Source organism: Belnapia rosea, from assembly GCF_900101615.1.
In the GTDB taxonomy this organism is placed as follows: domain Bacteria; phylum Pseudomonadota; class Alphaproteobacteria; order Acetobacterales; family Acetobacteraceae; genus Belnapia; species Belnapia rosea.
The window spans coordinates 155,002-169,755 of record NZ_FMZX01000005.1 but is presented as its reverse complement, the minus strand read 5'-3'; the positions used below and the strand labels follow the sequence as shown (position 1 = coordinate 169,755).

Here is a 14,754-nt window from a genome sequence, read left to right as displayed (position 1 = left end):
GGCCCGGGTGGGATACCACCCGGGCCTTTCGCATGTCCGGGCCCCGGCGCGAGAGCGGGATGTAACCATTCACCTTCGATTCACCGGTCGGCGGGATAAGAGCGTTACTCACAGGATCGTTAGAATTTGCTCTTCGCCGTGCGATGCCCCGCTTACGAATCAAGCTTCGGTCGAATATTTCCAGTTCGCGCAGGTCAGGAGAGTCGCCCGGGATGTCCCTAGCTGGTTGGTTCGGTCCCGGTTGGCGCCATGGCCTGACGGTCGGCGTGCTTTGCGCCCTGCTGGGCGTGGCGGGTTCGGCCATGGTGATCCGGGCGGAACGCGGCAGGCTGATCGCCGATGCCGGGCAACGGCTCGCCGATTACGCGCGGGTCATGGCGCTTCGGCTCGACTCCGGCCTGGCCGACTGGGCGCATGATGTCGGCATGCTGGCGCGGTTCGAGGTGTTCGAGCGGCAGCCGGCGCAGCCATCCATGGCGCGCCGCCTGCTGGAGGATCTGAAGGGCCGCTCGCCTACCTTCTCCTGGATCGGCTTCACCGGTACCGACGGCAAGGTTATCGCCGCAACGGGTGGGCTACTGGAGGGCGCCGATGTCTCCGCCCGTCCGTGGTTCCGTCCGGGCCTCGCCGGCCCACATCTTGGTGACGTGCACCCGGCGGTCATGCTGGCGAAGCTGCTGCCTGAGGATCAGGGCGGTGGCGCCGATGCCTATTTCGTCGATGCCGCAGCGCCGGTTCATGCCGCGGATGGGGCGGTGATCGGGGTCATCGCCGGGCACCTGACCTGGCGCTGGGCCGAGGGCGTGCGGCGTGAACTCGCCGTCTTCGCGCCCTGGCAGCCGCCGCCGATCCTGCGCGTGATCGGCACCGACAAGCTGGTGCTGCTCGGTCCGGAAAACGAGCGGGGCAAGCCCTGGCCGCAGGAACGCTCCGCCGGCGGCTGGCGGGAGACGACCCTGCCGGGCCACCCACCCGCCATCCTCGGCTTCGCCCGGGCGGAAGGGGCGCCGGACCGGCCCACCCTCGACTGGGTGGTGGTGGCGCAACGCGACAGGGTAGCGGTGCTGGCGCCGCTCTGGAGCTTCGGCCTCTGGCTCGGCTTCGGCACATTCGGCATCGCCGCGACGGGCGGCGCGTTGGCGGGTTGGTATGCGGGCCGGGTCGGCTCGACGATCCAGCGCGTGCTGGGCGGCTCGGCCGGCCGTGACGTGGCCCGCCAGCTCGAGCAGCTGCGCGACCAAGCCTGGCGGGACCCCTTGACCGGCCTGCTGAACCGCGCCGGCTTCGCCGCCTGGCAGAAGGCCCTGCCGCCGCTCGACGAGGGCTGCGCCGTGGTGGCGCTCGACCTCGACGGGTTCAAGCCGATCAACGATACCCATGGCCATGCCGCGGGCGATGCCGTGCTGCGCGGCATCGGCGCCTGGCTGCAGGGGAACCTGCGCGACGAGGATGCGGCGGTGCGCCTCGGCGGGGATGAGTTCCTGCTCTGCCTGATCGGCCCGTCCGCCAAGGTCGAGGCGGCGGCGCGCGAGGTCGGGGCGCGGCTCAACGCCATGCTCCGCGCTGGCGTGCCGACCGAGACCGGCCCGCTGCATCTCGGCTGCAGCCTCGGCGTCGCCCTGCTGCCGCGGGATGCGCTGACGATGGAGGCGGCGATCGAGCATGCCGATATGGCGCTCTACGCCGCCAAGCGGCACAAGGTGCCGGTGAGGGGCGCCTCAGACCATGCCAGGGTGGAGTGAGGCACCGGCTCAGCGACGGGCCAGTACCGCCACCACCTGGGCGCGCAGCCATTCCTCGGCCGGGTCATGGTCGAGCGCCGTACGCCAGGCCATGCGCATGACAGAATCGGGCCCGTCGAAGGGGACGGGGTCGGCGGCCAGCCCGCCACCCGCCTCGGGCGCCATCAGTGCCTCCACCAGCGCATCGGAGACGGTGCAGAGCAGGTCGGTCCCCAGCAGCACCTGACGCAGCAGGCCGAATTCGGGCACGCCCAGCATCACGCGCCGGCTTCGCCCCAGCCGCTCCAGTGCCGCATCGGCAAAGCCGGTGAGGTCGCCGCGCGGCGTCACCAGCACATGCGGGCGGGCGCAATAGGCGTCGAGATCGATGGGGCCGGGCGTTCCTTCCCAGCGCAGCACTTGGAAGCTGCCCCGCCGCAGCACCCGCTGCTTGGCGATGGCCGGCAGGTCATCCCCCATGAAGCCAAGGGCAAGGCCGATCTCGCCACTTTCCAGCATGCCGGGGATCGTCCGGTAATTCGCCGCCCGGATCACCAGGCGGCAACGGGGTGCCGCCTGCCAGATGCGCGCGAGCAGGGGCTTCGCCGCCATGCCCACGTCATCGGTCCAGCCGATGCGGAAGACGCGCTCATCCGTCGCCGGGTCGAAGGGCACGGCCCCCGACAATGCCCCGGCAATGGCCTGGAGCGATGGCGCGAGGGCGGCCAGCAGCGCCTCGGCCCGCGCCGTCGGCTCCAGCTGCTTGCCGTTGCGCACCAGCAACTCGTCGCGGAACACGGCGCGCAGCCGGGCCAGCGCCGCCGAGGTGGCGGGCTGCGACAGGAACAGCGCCTCGCCCGCGCGGGTCACGCTGCGCTCCCGCATCAGGGCGATGAAGACGGGCAGCAGGTTCAGGTCGAGCCGGCGAAGCTCGGTTTCCTCGGGCCGCAGCGCCATGGGCGGCTCAGGCCGAGGCCTTGCCGACCGGGTGGTAGTCGCGGCCGAAATAGATCAGCCCATGCTCGTGATGGCTGCCGCCGCGGATGCCGGCCACCTCGGCGAAGATCACGCTATGCGTGCCCTTGTCGACGATATCGGCGATGCGGCAATCGAAGGAGACCACGGCGCCCTGCAGCACCGGCGCGCCGGTGGCGAGGCTGGCCCAGGTGCCGGCATCGAAGCGCTCCTCCATGCTGCATTTGGTGACGCCGGCGAAGACCATCGCCACCTCCTTCTGCCCGGCGGCGACGACATTGACGCAGACCGTGCCGTTGGCGCGCAGCGCAGGGGCGGCGGTGGCGTTGCGGTTCATGCAGATGAGGAGGGTCGGCGGCTCGTCGGTCACGCTGCAGACGGCGCTGGCGGTGAAGCCGCCGCGCCCGGCCGGGCCGCCGGTGGTGATGATGTTCACCGCGGCGCCCAACCGGGCCATGGCATCGCGGAATTCCTGCTTCGTCACGGACATCAGGGGCCTGCCTTGCTGGAGACCCCGATTAAAGCATGCACCGTGCCATGGGAAATGGGCCCCAAGGAAACGGCCGGCCCGTTCAGGGGCAGGCCGGCCGCCGCGGATCGAGCTGCAGGACCCAGCAGGCGGCATGGGCGGATTCGGCTGCGAGGCGTGCGACCGAGGTGGAGAGCGGCGGCAACTCGGCCTCGGTCGGCGAGAGGGAGACCAGGCTTTCCCCGCCATCGGGCTGGCCGGTCATCAGGCTGGCAGGGCGCGGCGCGAGGGCGAGGCTGAGCGCGAGAGCGAGCAGCATGGCGCTGATCCGGCCGCGCAGCGGCTTCGGCTTCACGATCTCCCGTGCGGCAGGGGCAACCGGCTTCGGGTGCCGGCGGTCGTAATCCTGCCAGACCCTATCCCAATCATCATCGGCAATGCCGGACCGGCTGCGCGGAGACATGGGCTTTACCCTCTACAACGCAATCTTTGGTTGTGAAGAAGAGATTAAGATCAAGAGCAGGGTTGTGCCAAGACCTCCTTACACGCTCGTTACCGATTTGCGGCGGTTGCGGAGAGTGGGGCGGACACGTCCTCGAGCGAACGCCCCTCCGCCGCGAAGCCGAGGCGCCATTCGGTGCCGGCCGCCACCAGCATCAGGGCGGCGGCGATCAGGTAACCCCAGAAGATATCGCCCCGCTCCCCGCTCGAGATCAGCCAGCCGAAGAGCGTCGGCCCCACGACCCCGCCGACCGCAGTGCCGATGGCATAGAACAGCGCAATCGCCATGGCCCGCATCTCCAGCGGGAAGCTCTCGCCAACCGTCAGATAGGCGGCCGAGGCAGCGGCGGAGGCGAAGAAGAAGATCAGCGTCCAGGCCGCCGTCTGCTCCCAGGCGGAGAGCCAGCCCTGGGCGAAGGCGAAGCCGGTGGCCGCCATCAGCAGCCCGGCCAGGCCATAGGTGGCGGTGATCATCACCTTGCGGCCGATGGTATCGAAGAAGCGGCCGAGCAGCAGCGGGCCGGCGAGGTTGCCGAGCGCGAAGGGCAGCATGAACCAGCCAATCTCATGGGCCGGGATGGCGTAGAATTTGGTCAGCACCAGCGCGTAGGTGAAGAACACCGCGTTGTAGCAGAAGGCCTGGCAGGACATCAGCGTCAGGCCGAGGATCGCCCGGTCGCGGTGGGTGTCGAACATGGTGCGCCAGATCTCGGACAGGCTGGCGGCGCCGCGGCGGTTGAGCCTGATCGGGCCGTAGGTGGTGGGCGGCAGCGGGCCGGTCTCGGCGGCGACGTCACGCTCGATGTCGGCGACGATCTTCTCGCCTTCCTCCGGCCGGCCGTGCAGCATCAGCCAGCGCGGGCTCTCCGGCAGGTGGCGGCGCAGCAGCAGCACGATCAGCGAGAGGGCGCCGCCGACGATGAAGGCAGCGCGCCAGCCGATCTCGGGGTCGATGATGGCGGGGTCGAGCACCACCAGAGCAGTGACGGCGCCGATGGCCGCGCCACCCCAGAAGGTGCCATTGACGAACAGGTCGACCCGGCCGCGGAGGCGGGCGGGGATGAGTTCCTGGATGGCGGAGTTCACCGCGGCGTACTCGCCGCCGATGCCCGCGCCGGTCAGCATCCGGCAAAGGGCAAAGGTCCAGAAATTCCAGGCGAAGCCGGTGGCGATGCTGGCGAGCATGTAGACGATGAGGGTGATGAAGAAGAGCCGCCGGCGGCCGATCCGGTCGGCCAGCCAGCCGAAGCCCAGCGCGCCGACGACGGCGCCGATCAGATAGGCCGAGGCGGTGAGGCCGATCTGCGTCTCGGTCAGTGCGAGGCTCGGGCTTTGATGGATGGCAGCGGCCAGGCTGCCGACCAGCGTCACTTCCAGACCGTCGAGGATCCAGGTGATGCCGAGGGCGATGACAACGCGCCAATGGAAGCCGCTCCAGGGCAGGCGATCCAGCCGGGCTGGGACATCGGTGCTGAACTGGCCGCTTTCAGGTGTATCGCGCATGCCGCTCGGGTCTCCTCGACCCGGCGGCAACGCGTGACGGGGCGTTCCGATGCTTCAGCGGCAGGGACCGAAGCGCAGGCTGTCCACCTGGGCCTGGAGCCGGCTGCGTGTGTCGTCCCCATCGGTGCCGATCACGAGTTCCTGCAGCGGCGGCGGCTCGCCCCCGAAGGCGGCGCGCCAATCGGCAGCCAGGTCCACCCGCTCCTCGAACCAGCGGCCATGTGGGGTGGCTGCGGGGCGCAGCACCCGCACCATGCCGAGCCCGGCCATATGCGGGCTTGGGAAGCGCGCCGGCTCCTGCCCGGTGCCGCCCCAGACATAGAGCAGGGCGCTGCGTGGCAGCGGGTGGCTGCCGGCCACGGCCTGGGCCAGCGCATGCTGGCTGCGCTGCCAGAAGGTGACGCGGGCCGGCCAGCCCGCGAAGCCGACGGCCACCGCCAGCGCCCGGTCGTCGCCATGGGATCGGGTCAGGTCGGTCGGCGGTGGCCCGGCATCGACCCGCCACCGCCAGGAGAGGCATTCGGCCCCACCCTGCGCCCGGCGCCAGACGAAGCTACCCTCCCCATCGCCCTCCACCGCGACGCCGCCATCGGGCAGCGGACGGAAGCGGGCCGGTGCCACGCCATGCCATTCGGCATGGTGCCAGCCGGCGGCGTCCAGCGCGCCGGGCGGGGTGGCCGGCCCGGCTCCGGCCACCAATGTCATCGCCAGGGGCATGGCAAGCCTGAGCATCTGCGGTTAGATGCCGCCGGAACCGCCTGAGACAAGGAGCAGACCATGCCCGAGATCGAGATCGCCGCGGCCGATGGCAGCGGGCGCTTCGGCGCCTACCTGGCAATGCCGAAGACCACCCCGGCCGGGGCCGTGGTGATGATCCAGGAAATCTTCGGCGTGAACGACGCCATGCGGCAGCTGAGCGACTGGGTCGCCGAGATGGGCTTCATCGCCATCAGCCCCGACCTGTTCTGGCGTCAGGAGCCGGGCGTGACGCTCGACCCGGATGCGGGCCAGGCGCAGTGGGATCGCGCCTTCGCCCTGATGAACGGCATGGACCAGGACAAGGCAGTGGAGGACCTGAAGGCGACGGTCGCCCATGCCCGGACGCTGCCGGGCAGCAACGGCCGCGTGGCGACCATGGGCTTCTGCCTCGGCGGCCGGCTCGCCTATATGATGGCGGCGCGGTCCGACGCGGATGCGAATGTCAGCTATTACGGCGTCGGGCTCGAGGGGCTGCTGGGCGAAGCGGGCGGCATCAAGGCGCCGCTGATCCTGCATATCGCGGAGAAGGACAAGTTCGTCCCCCCCGAGGCGCAGGCGAAGATCCTGGCCGGGCTGTCGGGCCACAGCCAGGTCGCCGTGCATGTCTATCCGGGCGTGGACCATGCCTTCGCCCGCATGGGTGGCCACTCCTGGGATGCCCGGGCGGCTACCATTGCCAATGGCCGCTCCGCTGAGTTGCTGGCCAAGGTCCTCGGCTGAGCCGGCCCCGGTCGCCTTCGAGCCATGCGGGCCTGACCGGCCCAGGCATGAAGGACGGGCGGTCCGCCTGAAGGGATGGGACCGCCAGCCGGGGAAGGGGCGTGTCGTGCCCTCTCCGCGGGGGCCCGGGCGGCATGGCCGCCAGGCTCGAACGGCTTCTGGAAAACCGCCGGGCGGGCGTGTGCCGCCACCGAATCCCCGCCGCAGGCTTGGCCGGCAGCCTGGCCTGATGCCGGGGAGCGGGGCATCGCGGTGGCTCATGGGGTAGCCGCAGGTGGCGGCCAACCATGTGAGTTTTCCGAACCTGGCCGGTTGTGCAACCACCAGGACCAGTCCTGCGGGAGCATCGAGAACGGATCGCCATGCGCCAGCTCCCGCGCGGCCCAGACCGGCCAATGCGGGTTGGCCAGGGCCGGGCGGCCCAGGAACACCAGGTCGACCAGCTCCTCGCGGATCACCTGGTCCGCAAGCGCCGGAGTGCCCAGGTTCCAGCTGACGGCGACCGGTATGCCGCATTCGCGCCGGACGCGGTTGCCGCGCTCCACCATGAAGGCGGCCTGCGAGAAGGGCGGGTCGCGCAGGTCGTCGGTGTTCATGCCCAGGCTGATATCGGCCAGGTCCAGTCCGTGCCGCTTCAGCTCGCCGACCGCCCAGACGGAGTCGTCGAACTGCACCCCGTCCGGATGGAAGTCGTCCGCGCCCAGGCGCATCGTCAGCGGCAGCCGCTCCGGCCATACGGCGCGCACGGCATCCAGCGCTTCACGGTGGAAACGCAGCCGCTTCTCGAGGCTGCCGCCATAGGCGTCCGTCCGCTGGTTGGCGAGCGGTGAGAAGAAGCTCGCGCCCAGATAACCATGCGCGAAATGCATCTCCAGCCACTCGAAGCCGGCCTGCAGAGCCCGTCGCGCCGCATCGGCATAGGCCTGGTGCAGCGCGTGGATCTCGGGGACGCTCAGCGCCTGCACCGGGTAGGTATAGCGGCCGCCATAGGTGACGGCGGAGGGTCCGCGCACCTGCCAGCCATCCGGATGGTCCGGGGCGATCTGCCTCTTGCCCTCCCATGGCTTCTGCTCACTGCCCTTGCGCCCGGTATGGCCGAGCTGGATGGCGGGAACGCCGCCCATCTCCTTCACCAGGGCGCAGATTCGGGCCAGGCCCTCGACCTGGCTGTCGTCCCAGATGCCGGCACAGCTGGTGCTGGTGCGGCCGTCCGGCGTGATGGCGATCTGCTCGGGGAACACCAGACCGAAGCCGCCGGCGGCGCGCGAGCCCATCATCATGATGTGGTAATCGTTCACTCTGCCATCCACCGCCCTGTGCATGGTCATGGGCGACATGGCGATACGGTTGCGGAGGGTGACGCCCTTGAGCGTGTAGGGGCTGAACAGATCGGGCATGGGGGACTTGCCGGTAAGGTGCCGAGGAGGCGCAGATCATGCCGGGCCGCGTCGCCCCTGGCGAGCAGCCTGCTCCGGCCATTGCGGCCGCACAGGGCCGCTTACGGCACAGCCGGGCGGCAGCTGCCTGGGCTGCCGGCACCGACCCTTCATGCCGGCAGTGTGCGCTTGCCCATAAGCCGGTCCTGTATGCCTCGCCTTTTCAGGGACTTGCACCATCCCACCACCGACGGGGCGGTCCAAACTTTAACCCATGAGGCGTCAATTCGTGGTCACCTGGACGCATAAGCTGTCACCAGTTGACAACCCCGTCGCAAACTCTGTGCGCCGGCACCTTCGTTGCACTGCAGCCTCTTCAAGCCGCGCGGTTGGAACCAGTCGGCAGCTTGTCGCTGAACCCGGCTAGACGATCCAAGCGAACACGGGGGACAATCTCGAGAACTGTTGGCTAAACGTGCCCAGGCCGCAGCACCGTGGATCACTGCCTTACGTGTCGAAGCCGGCCCGCAGGATCGAGCTTATTTCGCGTTCAAGCTCTTAAAGCGCTTGATGGCCTGATTGCGGTATCGCTCACCTTCCTTCCGGCGGTGCTACTCCCGCTCGCGGAAGTCCCGCTGGTCTGCCGCGCTGTCGCATACGTCAATCCTGCCTTCTATTTTGTCGATGGATTCCGCTACGGCATCACAGGTGATGCGCAAAGCTCACTTGTGGTCGGCTCGATCATGGCATGCATTTTGAACCTACTGCTCGCCATTCTTTGCTGCCGAGCTCTGGCCGCTGCTCGTGGGCCCACCTTACGGTGACATACACGAACTCTACGGAAAGGTACGCGCAGGCGCACTTGGTTTGCAGGATGACAAGGGGCCGGCTCGGCTCGCAGTCAGCGTCGTGCGCCACGCAGACGCTGGCGCCGGGACTGTTGCAGCGCCGTTCCAGGAGACTCGTCTTATTGCAGCTGCGGAAGAACGTGTTCGCGCGCACGCAGGACGTCGGCGGCGAAGTCGACCTCGATCCACGGAAGGTCGCTGATATCCTGCGCGCTGAAGCGGTCAGGCTGGGCGAGAATCAGATCACGGATCGCCTCCTCGTACTCCAGACCTGTCTGCCCGCGCGCGACGTAGTCAGCACAGCGGTCGGCCAGAGCGGCCGCCATGGCTGCGGAAAAGCGGAAGAAGCCGACGGATTCACCATGCCAGTCGTGAGCACGCTCGGGCTGCTTGCGGAAGTCCACAATCCTACCATCCTGGAAGCAGATTTTCACCGGCTCATCGCCTGGTTCAATCTCGCGATCCGCAAGGAGGAGGTTCTCGCCCGGCGCCCGAACCAACCGGTCGATCATGCGAGGGTCGTACAGCACATCACCGTCCAGAAGGAGCAACGAGTGTCCCGCGCGCAGCCGAGCGGATTGCGCGTAAAGCGATACCAAGCTGCCCTCACGATAGCGAGGATTGTGCACAAAGCTGACTCGGTCGTGCCAGCCGTGTCGCTTCACCTCTTCCTCGATCATTTCCCGCTGGTAGCCGACTGTAATGCTTGCTTCTCTGATGCCAGCTGCTTCCAAAGCGTCCAGATGCCGCTTCAAGAGCGTACGTCCGCCGAATTCGAGCATCACCTTAGGTGGATGGCCATCGCGCCCAAGGCGCCGCCCAACGCCGGCGGCAAGGATGATTGCGAAGGTGGCCTGCTGATCCTGCAACGCTCTGCTCTCCCAACTCTGGCTATGTCGTGACAGCTACATTACGCGTGTTTCAGTTCATGCCTAGGCCATGTAAACACCCGACAAGTGAGGAGTTTGAAGTTTGAAGGAAGTCACGCCATTCGGCATGAGCAAGAAGGTTTCCACTTCGCACGCGGGCATGACGCGCTTTGCGGCGTTGCGGCGTGAGATCATGTCGTCCGAGATTTCCTTTCTCATGGAGGCGCATGATGGCCTGTCCGCGAAGATCGTCGAAGAAGCCGGGTTTCGCGGCGTCTGGGCCTCCGGCCTGACCACCTCCGCGGCGCTCGGGCTGCGCGACAGCAACGAGGCGTCCTGGACGCAGGTGCTGGACCAGCTGGAGTACATGGCAGATGCAACCCGCCTGCCGATCCTTGTGGATGGCGACACCGGCCATGGCAATTTCAACAATGTCCGCCGGTTCGTGCGCAAGCTGGGCGAGCGTGGTCTGGCGGGCGTGTGCATTGAGGACAAGCTCTTCCCGAAAACCAATTCCTTCATCGGCGAGGGGCAGGCGCTAGCCGATATCGAGGAGTTCTGTGGCCGCATCAAAGCCGGGAAGGACAGCCAAGTTGACGACGACTTTGTTCTGATCGCCCGGGTCGAGGCATTGATTTCCGGCCTTGGCATGGCGGAGGCACTCCGACGGGCAGAGGCCTATCACCAGGCCGGCGCCGATGCGATTCTGATCCACTCCAAGCGTTCGACCGCTGAGGAGATCCTCGCCTTCACCCGCGCCTGGGGCAACCGCGCGCCGCTGGTGATCGTGCCGACCATGTATTACGCGACGCCGACAGCAGTGTACCGTGAGGCCGGCATTTCGACCGTGATCTGGGCTAACCACTTGCTGCGCTCGGCGCTGGTCGCCATGCGCGAAACCGCGGCGCGAATTGCCGAGGATGAGTCGCTGATGCGGGTCGAAGGGCAGGTTGCCTCGGTGCAGGAGGTATTCCGCCTGGTTGGCAATGCCGAGCTCGAGCAGGCAGAGCGCCAATACCTGCCGGCGCGGCCGAGTGCTACCGCGGTGGTGCTCGCCGCCTCTGGCGGCGATCTCGGCACGCTCACCGTCGACCGCCCGAAATGCATGCTGGACGTCCGCGGCCGGCCTCTACTTGGCAACCTTGTGCATACGCTACGCGAAAGCGGCGTCCGCGATGTCACCGTGGTGCGCGGCTACCGCAAGGAGGCGGTGCGGCTGGATGGCGTGCGTATGGTGGATAACGATCGCCATGCCGAGACGGGCGAGCTGTGGTCCCTCGCCTGCGCGCGAGAGGCGATCCGGGGCGAGACGGTCATCACCTATGGCGACGTGCTGTTCCGCCGCCATATCCTCGATGGCTTGCTGAGGAGCGAGGCAGACGTCGCGCTCGCGGTGGACAGCCTCGGGGCCACACGGCGGCCTTCCGGCACCGCGCGGGACCTGGTGGTGGCCGATCGCCCCTTCTCCGGCGATTACCTGGACGATACGCCGGCGCATCTCCGGCGTATCGCCACCGATATCGCGCCCGCGGATAGCTGTGGCGAGTGGATGGGCCTCTTCCGCGTCAGCGCCCGCGGCGCGGGCTGGCTGCGGGAGGAGATGACGGCCATGGAGGCCGAGGGCCTGCTCGAAGCCGCCGACCTGCCGCTGCTGCTGACGCGAATGGCGGCGCGTCATCCGGTGCAGGTGCTCTACTTCGCGGGCCACTGGCTCGACATCGACACGCTCGGCGATCTCGCCGAGGCGCGCAACCTGGGCTAGCGTCCCGCTCATGATCACCGCCACCGATTTCTTCGCCGAAGCGGAGCGCGCCGGCTTCGACTTCTACACCGGCGTGCCCTGCAGCTTCCTCACGCCGCTCATCAACGGTGCCCTTTCCGCGCCCGGCCTTGCCTATATCGGTGCGGCCAGCGAAGGCGAGGCGGTGGCAATTGCGGCCGGTGCCTGGCTGGCCGGCCGCCGCACCGTCGTGATGTGCCAGAACTCCGGCCTCGGCAATGCGGTGAACCCCCTCACCTCACTGAACGAACCCTTCCGCATTCCAACCCTGCTGCTCACCACCTGGCGCGGCGAACCCGGCATCCCGGACGAACCGCAGCATGCGGTGATGGGCCGCATCACACAGGATCTGCTATCGGTCATCGGCGTGCCGCAGGCCCCCTTCCCGGCGGCGCCCGAGGCAGTCGCGCCGGCGCTCGCGGCAGCGGTCGGCAGCATGGACGCATCGGGTCTCCCCTACGCCTTCGTCATGCGGAAGGGCGATGTCGCGGAGACGGAACTCAGCGTGGCGGAGCGCGGGCTGCCGGCACCGGGACGGCGGGCAGACTTCCCAGCCGGCGGAGCGCGGCCAAGCCGCGCGGCCGCGCTGGAACGCTTCCTGCAACTCGTGCCTGAGGAGGCCGCGGTGATCGCCACCACCGGCAAATGCGGCCGGGAGCTCTTCACCCTCGCCGACCGGCCGCAGCATCTCTACCAGGTCGGCTCCATGGGCGGGGCGAGCGGCATGGCGCTCGGCGTCGCGCTGAACAGCGCCGTGCCGGTCTTTGTGCTGGACGGGGACGGCGCGGCGCTGATGAAGCTCGGCACCTTCGCCACCATCGGGGCGCAGGCCCCGCGAAACCTGGTGCATATCCTGCTCGACAATGGCGTACACGACTCCACCGGCGGGCAGCCCACCGTCTCGCCCGGGGTGGACTTCGCCGGAGTGGCACTTGCCTGCGGCTATTCCCAGGCGGCCTCCTGCGCGAGCCTCGAGGGGTTTGAGGCGGCCCTCCGCAATGCCGTGGCCGAGCCTGGGCCGACGCTGATCCACCTGCGCATCGCGCCCGGCTCCATGACGAAGCTCGGGCGCCCCACCGTAACGCCGCCCGAGGTGGCGCAGCGCTTCCGCGCCTTTCTCGCCGCGCGCCGGGGCGAGACCTCCGGGGCGTGAACTGGTCCGCCCTGGTCACTCTGCTGGTTGGAACAGCGGTTCTGGCCGCGTTGCTGGCTGCCAATGATCTGGCGGAGATCCTCCGCCTCCTTGCCGGCATGTCCTGGGGAATTCTCGCGGTCGTCGCCTTGCGACTGCCGCAGATCCTGGCCTCGGCCTTCGGTTGGGCGCCGCTGATTGAGGATGCGGCGCGCCCGCCTTGGCCGGTGCTGTTCCGTCTGCGTTGGATCAGGGACGCGGTGAATGCCCTGCTGCCGGTGGCGCAGGTCGGTGGTGACGTGGTCCGGGCCCAGCTCCTGGTTCGTCGCGGCGTCAGGGGTGTAACGGCAACCGCCAGCGTGGCGGTCGATCTCGCCGCCGAAATGGCTGCGCAAGTCGCCTTCTCGGCGATCGGGCTGACAGTGCTGTGGTACGTGCCCCATCGGGGCCCCGTCGGATGGGCGGTGGCCGCATGTGCCGTGCTAGGCGCCATGGCGGGCAGCTTCCTGGCGGCACAACGTTGGGGTTTGTTTCGACTTGTGGAGCGGCTGCTGCCGAGGCTGGCCCGCCAGGGGCAAGCTGCCGCCACCGGGCTGCATGAGGCGGTGGTTCGCCTCTACGGCGCACCGCGCCGGCTTTGGATTAGCGGGGCCGCGCATCTCGCCTCCTGGCTGTTTGGAGTCCTCGAAACCTGGGCGGCGCTGCGGCTCCTCGGAATTGAGGCCGGGCTCGCCGAGGCAGTGGTGATCGAGAGCCTCGGCCAGCTCGCGCGTAGCCTGGGTTTCATGGTGCCCGGTGCGATCGGGGTGCAGGAGGGCGGCTTTGTCCTGGCCTGCGGATTGTTTGGCATCCCACCCGAGCAGGCACTCGCCTTCGCGCTAATCCGCCGCATCCGCGATATCTTACTCGGCCTGCCCGGCATCATCGCCTGGCGCTGGGACGCGGCTGCCGTCCCACATCGTACCCTGACGGATCCGCGACCGCGGTAAGGATACAAGGCCCATGACCGATCCGATCCTGCTGACGCCCGGCCCCCTCACCACCCGGATCGAGACCCGCCGCGCCATGCTGCGCGACTGGGGCTCTCGCGACCCGGCCTTTATCGGCCTGACGACCGAGTTGCGGGCGCGTCTGCTCGGCGTAGCACAGGGCGAGGCCACGCATACCTGTGTGCCGCTCCAGGGCTCCGGCACCTTCATTGTCGAGGCGACCCTAGCTACCCTGATACGGCCTACGGACCGGCTGCTGGTGCTGGCTAACGGCGCCTATGGCGAACGCATTGCTGCCATCGCGCGCCGCATGGGCCGCGAGGTCGAGGTTCTACGCTGGCCGGAGAATCGGCCGGTCGAGCCCTGGCGCGTAGCCGAGACGCTCAAAGCTGATCCTGGCCTGAGCCATGTCGCGCTGGTGCACTGCGAGACGACAACCGGCTTGCTCAACCCTCTCGCCGAGATCGCGGCCGTGGTTGCGAACGCAGGGCGCTGCCTCCTGCTCGATGCAATGAGCAGCTTCGGCGCCATCGGGATTGATCTCCAGATCCTGCCGGTTGCGGCCGTCATGGCCTCATCGAACAAATGCCTGGAAGGGGTGCCAGGCATCGGCTTCGCCCTGATCGAGCGGGCCATGCTGGCTGCCTCGGAAGGGGTCAGCCCCTCCGTCAGCCTGGATCTCCATGCGCAATGGCGCGGGCTGGAGAAGGATGGGCAATGGCGCTTCACCCCGCCGGTTCAGGTCGTGGCTGCGCTGGTGGAGGCCCTGCGGCTGCTGGAGGCGGAGGGCGGCCCGGCGGCCCGCCTTGCGCGTTATGGCGAGAATTGCCGCACCCTGCTCGCCGGTATGCGCCGCCTCGGCTTCGAGCTGTACCTGGACCAAGCCTTGCAGGCGCCCATCATCGCCACCTTCCGGATGCCGGAGGCACGGCCGCTTGCCTTCGACGCCTTCTACGACGCGCTCGCCGCCCGCGGCTTCCTGATCTATCCGGGCAAGCTGACCCAGGCAGAGACCTTCCGTATTGGCTGCATCGGCGCGATCAGCCGCAGCGACATCGAGCGGCTTCTGGGGGCGGTGGAGACAGTCCTGGGCGAGATGGCATTGGCCTGAG

General features: G+C 68.5%; 13 protein-coding genes. 6 read left to right on the top strand and 7 right to left on the bottom strand.

From position 1 onward, the window contains the following. Nucleotides 1-212 precede the first annotated feature (212 nt). Nucleotides 213-1,742 carry a sensor domain-containing diguanylate cyclase gene (locus BLR02_RS12500; protein ID WP_176849543.1) on the top strand — a complete coding sequence of 510 codons (1,530 nt, stop codon included), beginning with the start codon at nucleotides 213-215 and terminating at the stop codon, nucleotides 1,740-1,742. 9 nt (nucleotides 1,743-1,751) lie between these two features. Here the strand turns inward: BLR02_RS12500 and BLR02_RS12495 are convergent, their stop codons facing one another. The 5 genes from BLR02_RS12495 to BLR02_RS12475 form a co-directional block, all read right to left on the bottom strand. Beyond that, nucleotides 1,752-2,678, bottom strand: a complete 927-nt coding sequence (locus tag BLR02_RS12495; RefSeq protein ID WP_090563865.1) for a LysR family transcriptional regulator — start codon at nucleotides 2,676-2,678, stop codon at nucleotides 1,752-1,754. 7 nt (nucleotides 2,679-2,685) lie between these two features. Beyond that, a complete protein-coding gene (locus BLR02_RS12490; RefSeq protein ID WP_143018117.1) occupies nucleotides 2,686-3,186 on the bottom strand; it encodes a flavin reductase in 501 nt (166 codons plus the stop codon). An 82-nt stretch (nucleotides 3,187-3,268) separates the two neighbouring features. Next, nucleotides 3,269-3,628 carry a hypothetical protein gene (locus BLR02_RS12485; RefSeq protein ID WP_090563867.1) on the bottom strand — a complete coding sequence of 120 codons (360 nt, stop codon included), beginning with the start codon at nucleotides 3,626-3,628 and terminating at the stop codon, nucleotides 3,269-3,271. A gap of 89 nt (nucleotides 3,629-3,717) precedes the next feature. After that, nucleotides 3,718-5,169: an MFS transporter gene (locus tag BLR02_RS12480; RefSeq protein ID WP_090563869.1), complete on the bottom strand. Its 1,452-nt coding sequence runs from the start codon at nucleotides 5,167-5,169 to the stop codon at nucleotides 3,718-3,720. Nucleotides 5,170-5,223: 54 nt separating this feature from the next. After that, nucleotides 5,224-5,874 carry a DUF3047 domain-containing protein gene (locus BLR02_RS12475; RefSeq protein ID WP_176849542.1) on the bottom strand — a complete coding sequence of 217 codons (651 nt, stop codon included), beginning with the start codon at nucleotides 5,872-5,874 and terminating at the stop codon, nucleotides 5,224-5,226. 72 nt (nucleotides 5,875-5,946) lie between these two features. Here BLR02_RS12475 and BLR02_RS12470 point away from each other — a divergent pair, with 72 nt between their 5' ends. Then, nucleotides 5,947-6,648, top strand: a complete 702-nt coding sequence (locus BLR02_RS12470) for a dienelactone hydrolase family protein (RefSeq protein ID WP_090663425.1) — start codon at nucleotides 5,947-5,949, stop codon at nucleotides 6,646-6,648. A 257-nt stretch (nucleotides 6,649-6,905) separates the two neighbouring features. On the opposite strand, the gene BLR02_RS12465 is transcribed toward BLR02_RS12470, so the two are convergent. Together BLR02_RS12465 and BLR02_RS12460 are read right to left on the bottom strand one after the other, a co-directional pair. Beyond that, entirely contained in the window at nucleotides 6,906-8,045 is a 1,140-nt protein-coding gene (locus BLR02_RS12465; RefSeq protein WP_090563875.1) for an NADH:flavin oxidoreductase/NADH oxidase, read from the bottom strand. Nucleotides 8,046-8,991: 946 nt separating this feature from the next. Further along, the gene (locus BLR02_RS12460; RefSeq protein ID WP_090563877.1) at nucleotides 8,992-9,741 is read right to left on the bottom strand and encodes a phosphocholine cytidylyltransferase family protein; all 750 of its coding nucleotides are present in this window, start codon (nucleotides 9,739-9,741) and stop codon (nucleotides 8,992-8,994) included. Between the two features lie 103 nt (nucleotides 9,742-9,844). Between BLR02_RS12460 and aepX the strand changes: the two genes are divergently transcribed. The 4 genes from aepX to BLR02_RS12440 are packed head-to-tail and all read left to right on the top strand — an operon-like array spanning nucleotide 9,845 to nucleotide 14,753. After that, complete coding sequence (aepX, locus tag BLR02_RS12455) at nucleotides 9,845-11,503, top strand: phosphoenolpyruvate mutase (RefSeq protein ID WP_245704755.1); 1,659 nt, start codon at nucleotides 9,845-9,847, stop codon at nucleotides 11,501-11,503. A 10-nt stretch (nucleotides 11,504-11,513) separates the two neighbouring features. Further along, the gene (gene aepY / locus BLR02_RS12450) at nucleotides 11,514-12,674 is read left to right on the top strand and encodes a phosphonopyruvate decarboxylase (RefSeq protein ID WP_090663424.1); all 1,161 of its coding nucleotides are present in this window, start codon (nucleotides 11,514-11,516) and stop codon (nucleotides 12,672-12,674) included. Then, complete coding sequence (locus BLR02_RS12445) at nucleotides 12,671-13,642, top strand: lysylphosphatidylglycerol synthase domain-containing protein (RefSeq protein WP_090663423.1); 972 nt, start codon at nucleotides 12,671-12,673, stop codon at nucleotides 13,640-13,642. The genes aepY and BLR02_RS12445 overlap by 4 nt, the downstream gene beginning before the upstream one ends. A gap of 13 nt (nucleotides 13,643-13,655) precedes the next feature. Next, a complete protein-coding gene (locus tag BLR02_RS12440; RefSeq protein ID WP_090663422.1) occupies nucleotides 13,656-14,753 on the top strand; it encodes a 2-aminoethylphosphonate--pyruvate transaminase in 1,098 nt (365 codons plus the stop codon). Nucleotide 14,754 lies beyond the last annotated feature (1 nt).

Excerpts from the sequence above, each read along its gene's own strand:
- BLR02_RS12500 (WP_176849543.1), top strand. The coding sequence starts at position 213 with ATGTCCCTAGCTGGTTGGTTCGGTCCCGGTTGGCGCCATGGCCTGACG.
- BLR02_RS12495 (WP_090563865.1), bottom strand. The coding sequence starts at position 2,678 with ATGGCGCTGCGGCCCGAGGAAACCGAGCTTCGCCGGCTCGACCTGAAC.
- BLR02_RS12490 (WP_143018117.1), bottom strand. The coding sequence starts at position 3,186 with ATGTCCGTGACGAAGCAGGAATTCCGCGATGCCATGGCCCGGTTGGGC.
- BLR02_RS12485 (WP_090563867.1), bottom strand. The coding sequence starts at position 3,628 with ATGTCTCCGCGCAGCCGGTCCGGCATTGCCGATGATGATTGGGATAGG.
- BLR02_RS12480 (WP_090563869.1), bottom strand. The coding sequence starts at position 5,169 with ATGCGCGATACACCTGAAAGCGGCCAGTTCAGCACCGATGTCCCAGCC.
- BLR02_RS12475 (WP_176849542.1), bottom strand. The coding sequence starts at position 5,874 with ATGACATTGGTGGCCGGAGCCGGGCCGGCCACCCCGCCCGGCGCGCTG.
- BLR02_RS12470 (WP_090663425.1), top strand. The coding sequence starts at position 5,947 with ATGCCCGAGATCGAGATCGCCGCGGCCGATGGCAGCGGGCGCTTCGGC.
- BLR02_RS12465 (WP_090563875.1), bottom strand. The coding sequence starts at position 8,045 with ATGCCCGATCTGTTCAGCCCCTACACGCTCAAGGGCGTCACCCTCCGC.
- aepY (WP_090663424.1), top strand. The coding sequence starts at position 11,514 with ATGATCACCGCCACCGATTTCTTCGCCGAAGCGGAGCGCGCCGGCTTC.
- BLR02_RS12440 (WP_090663422.1), top strand. The coding sequence starts at position 13,656 with ATGACCGATCCGATCCTGCTGACGCCCGGCCCCCTCACCACCCGGATC.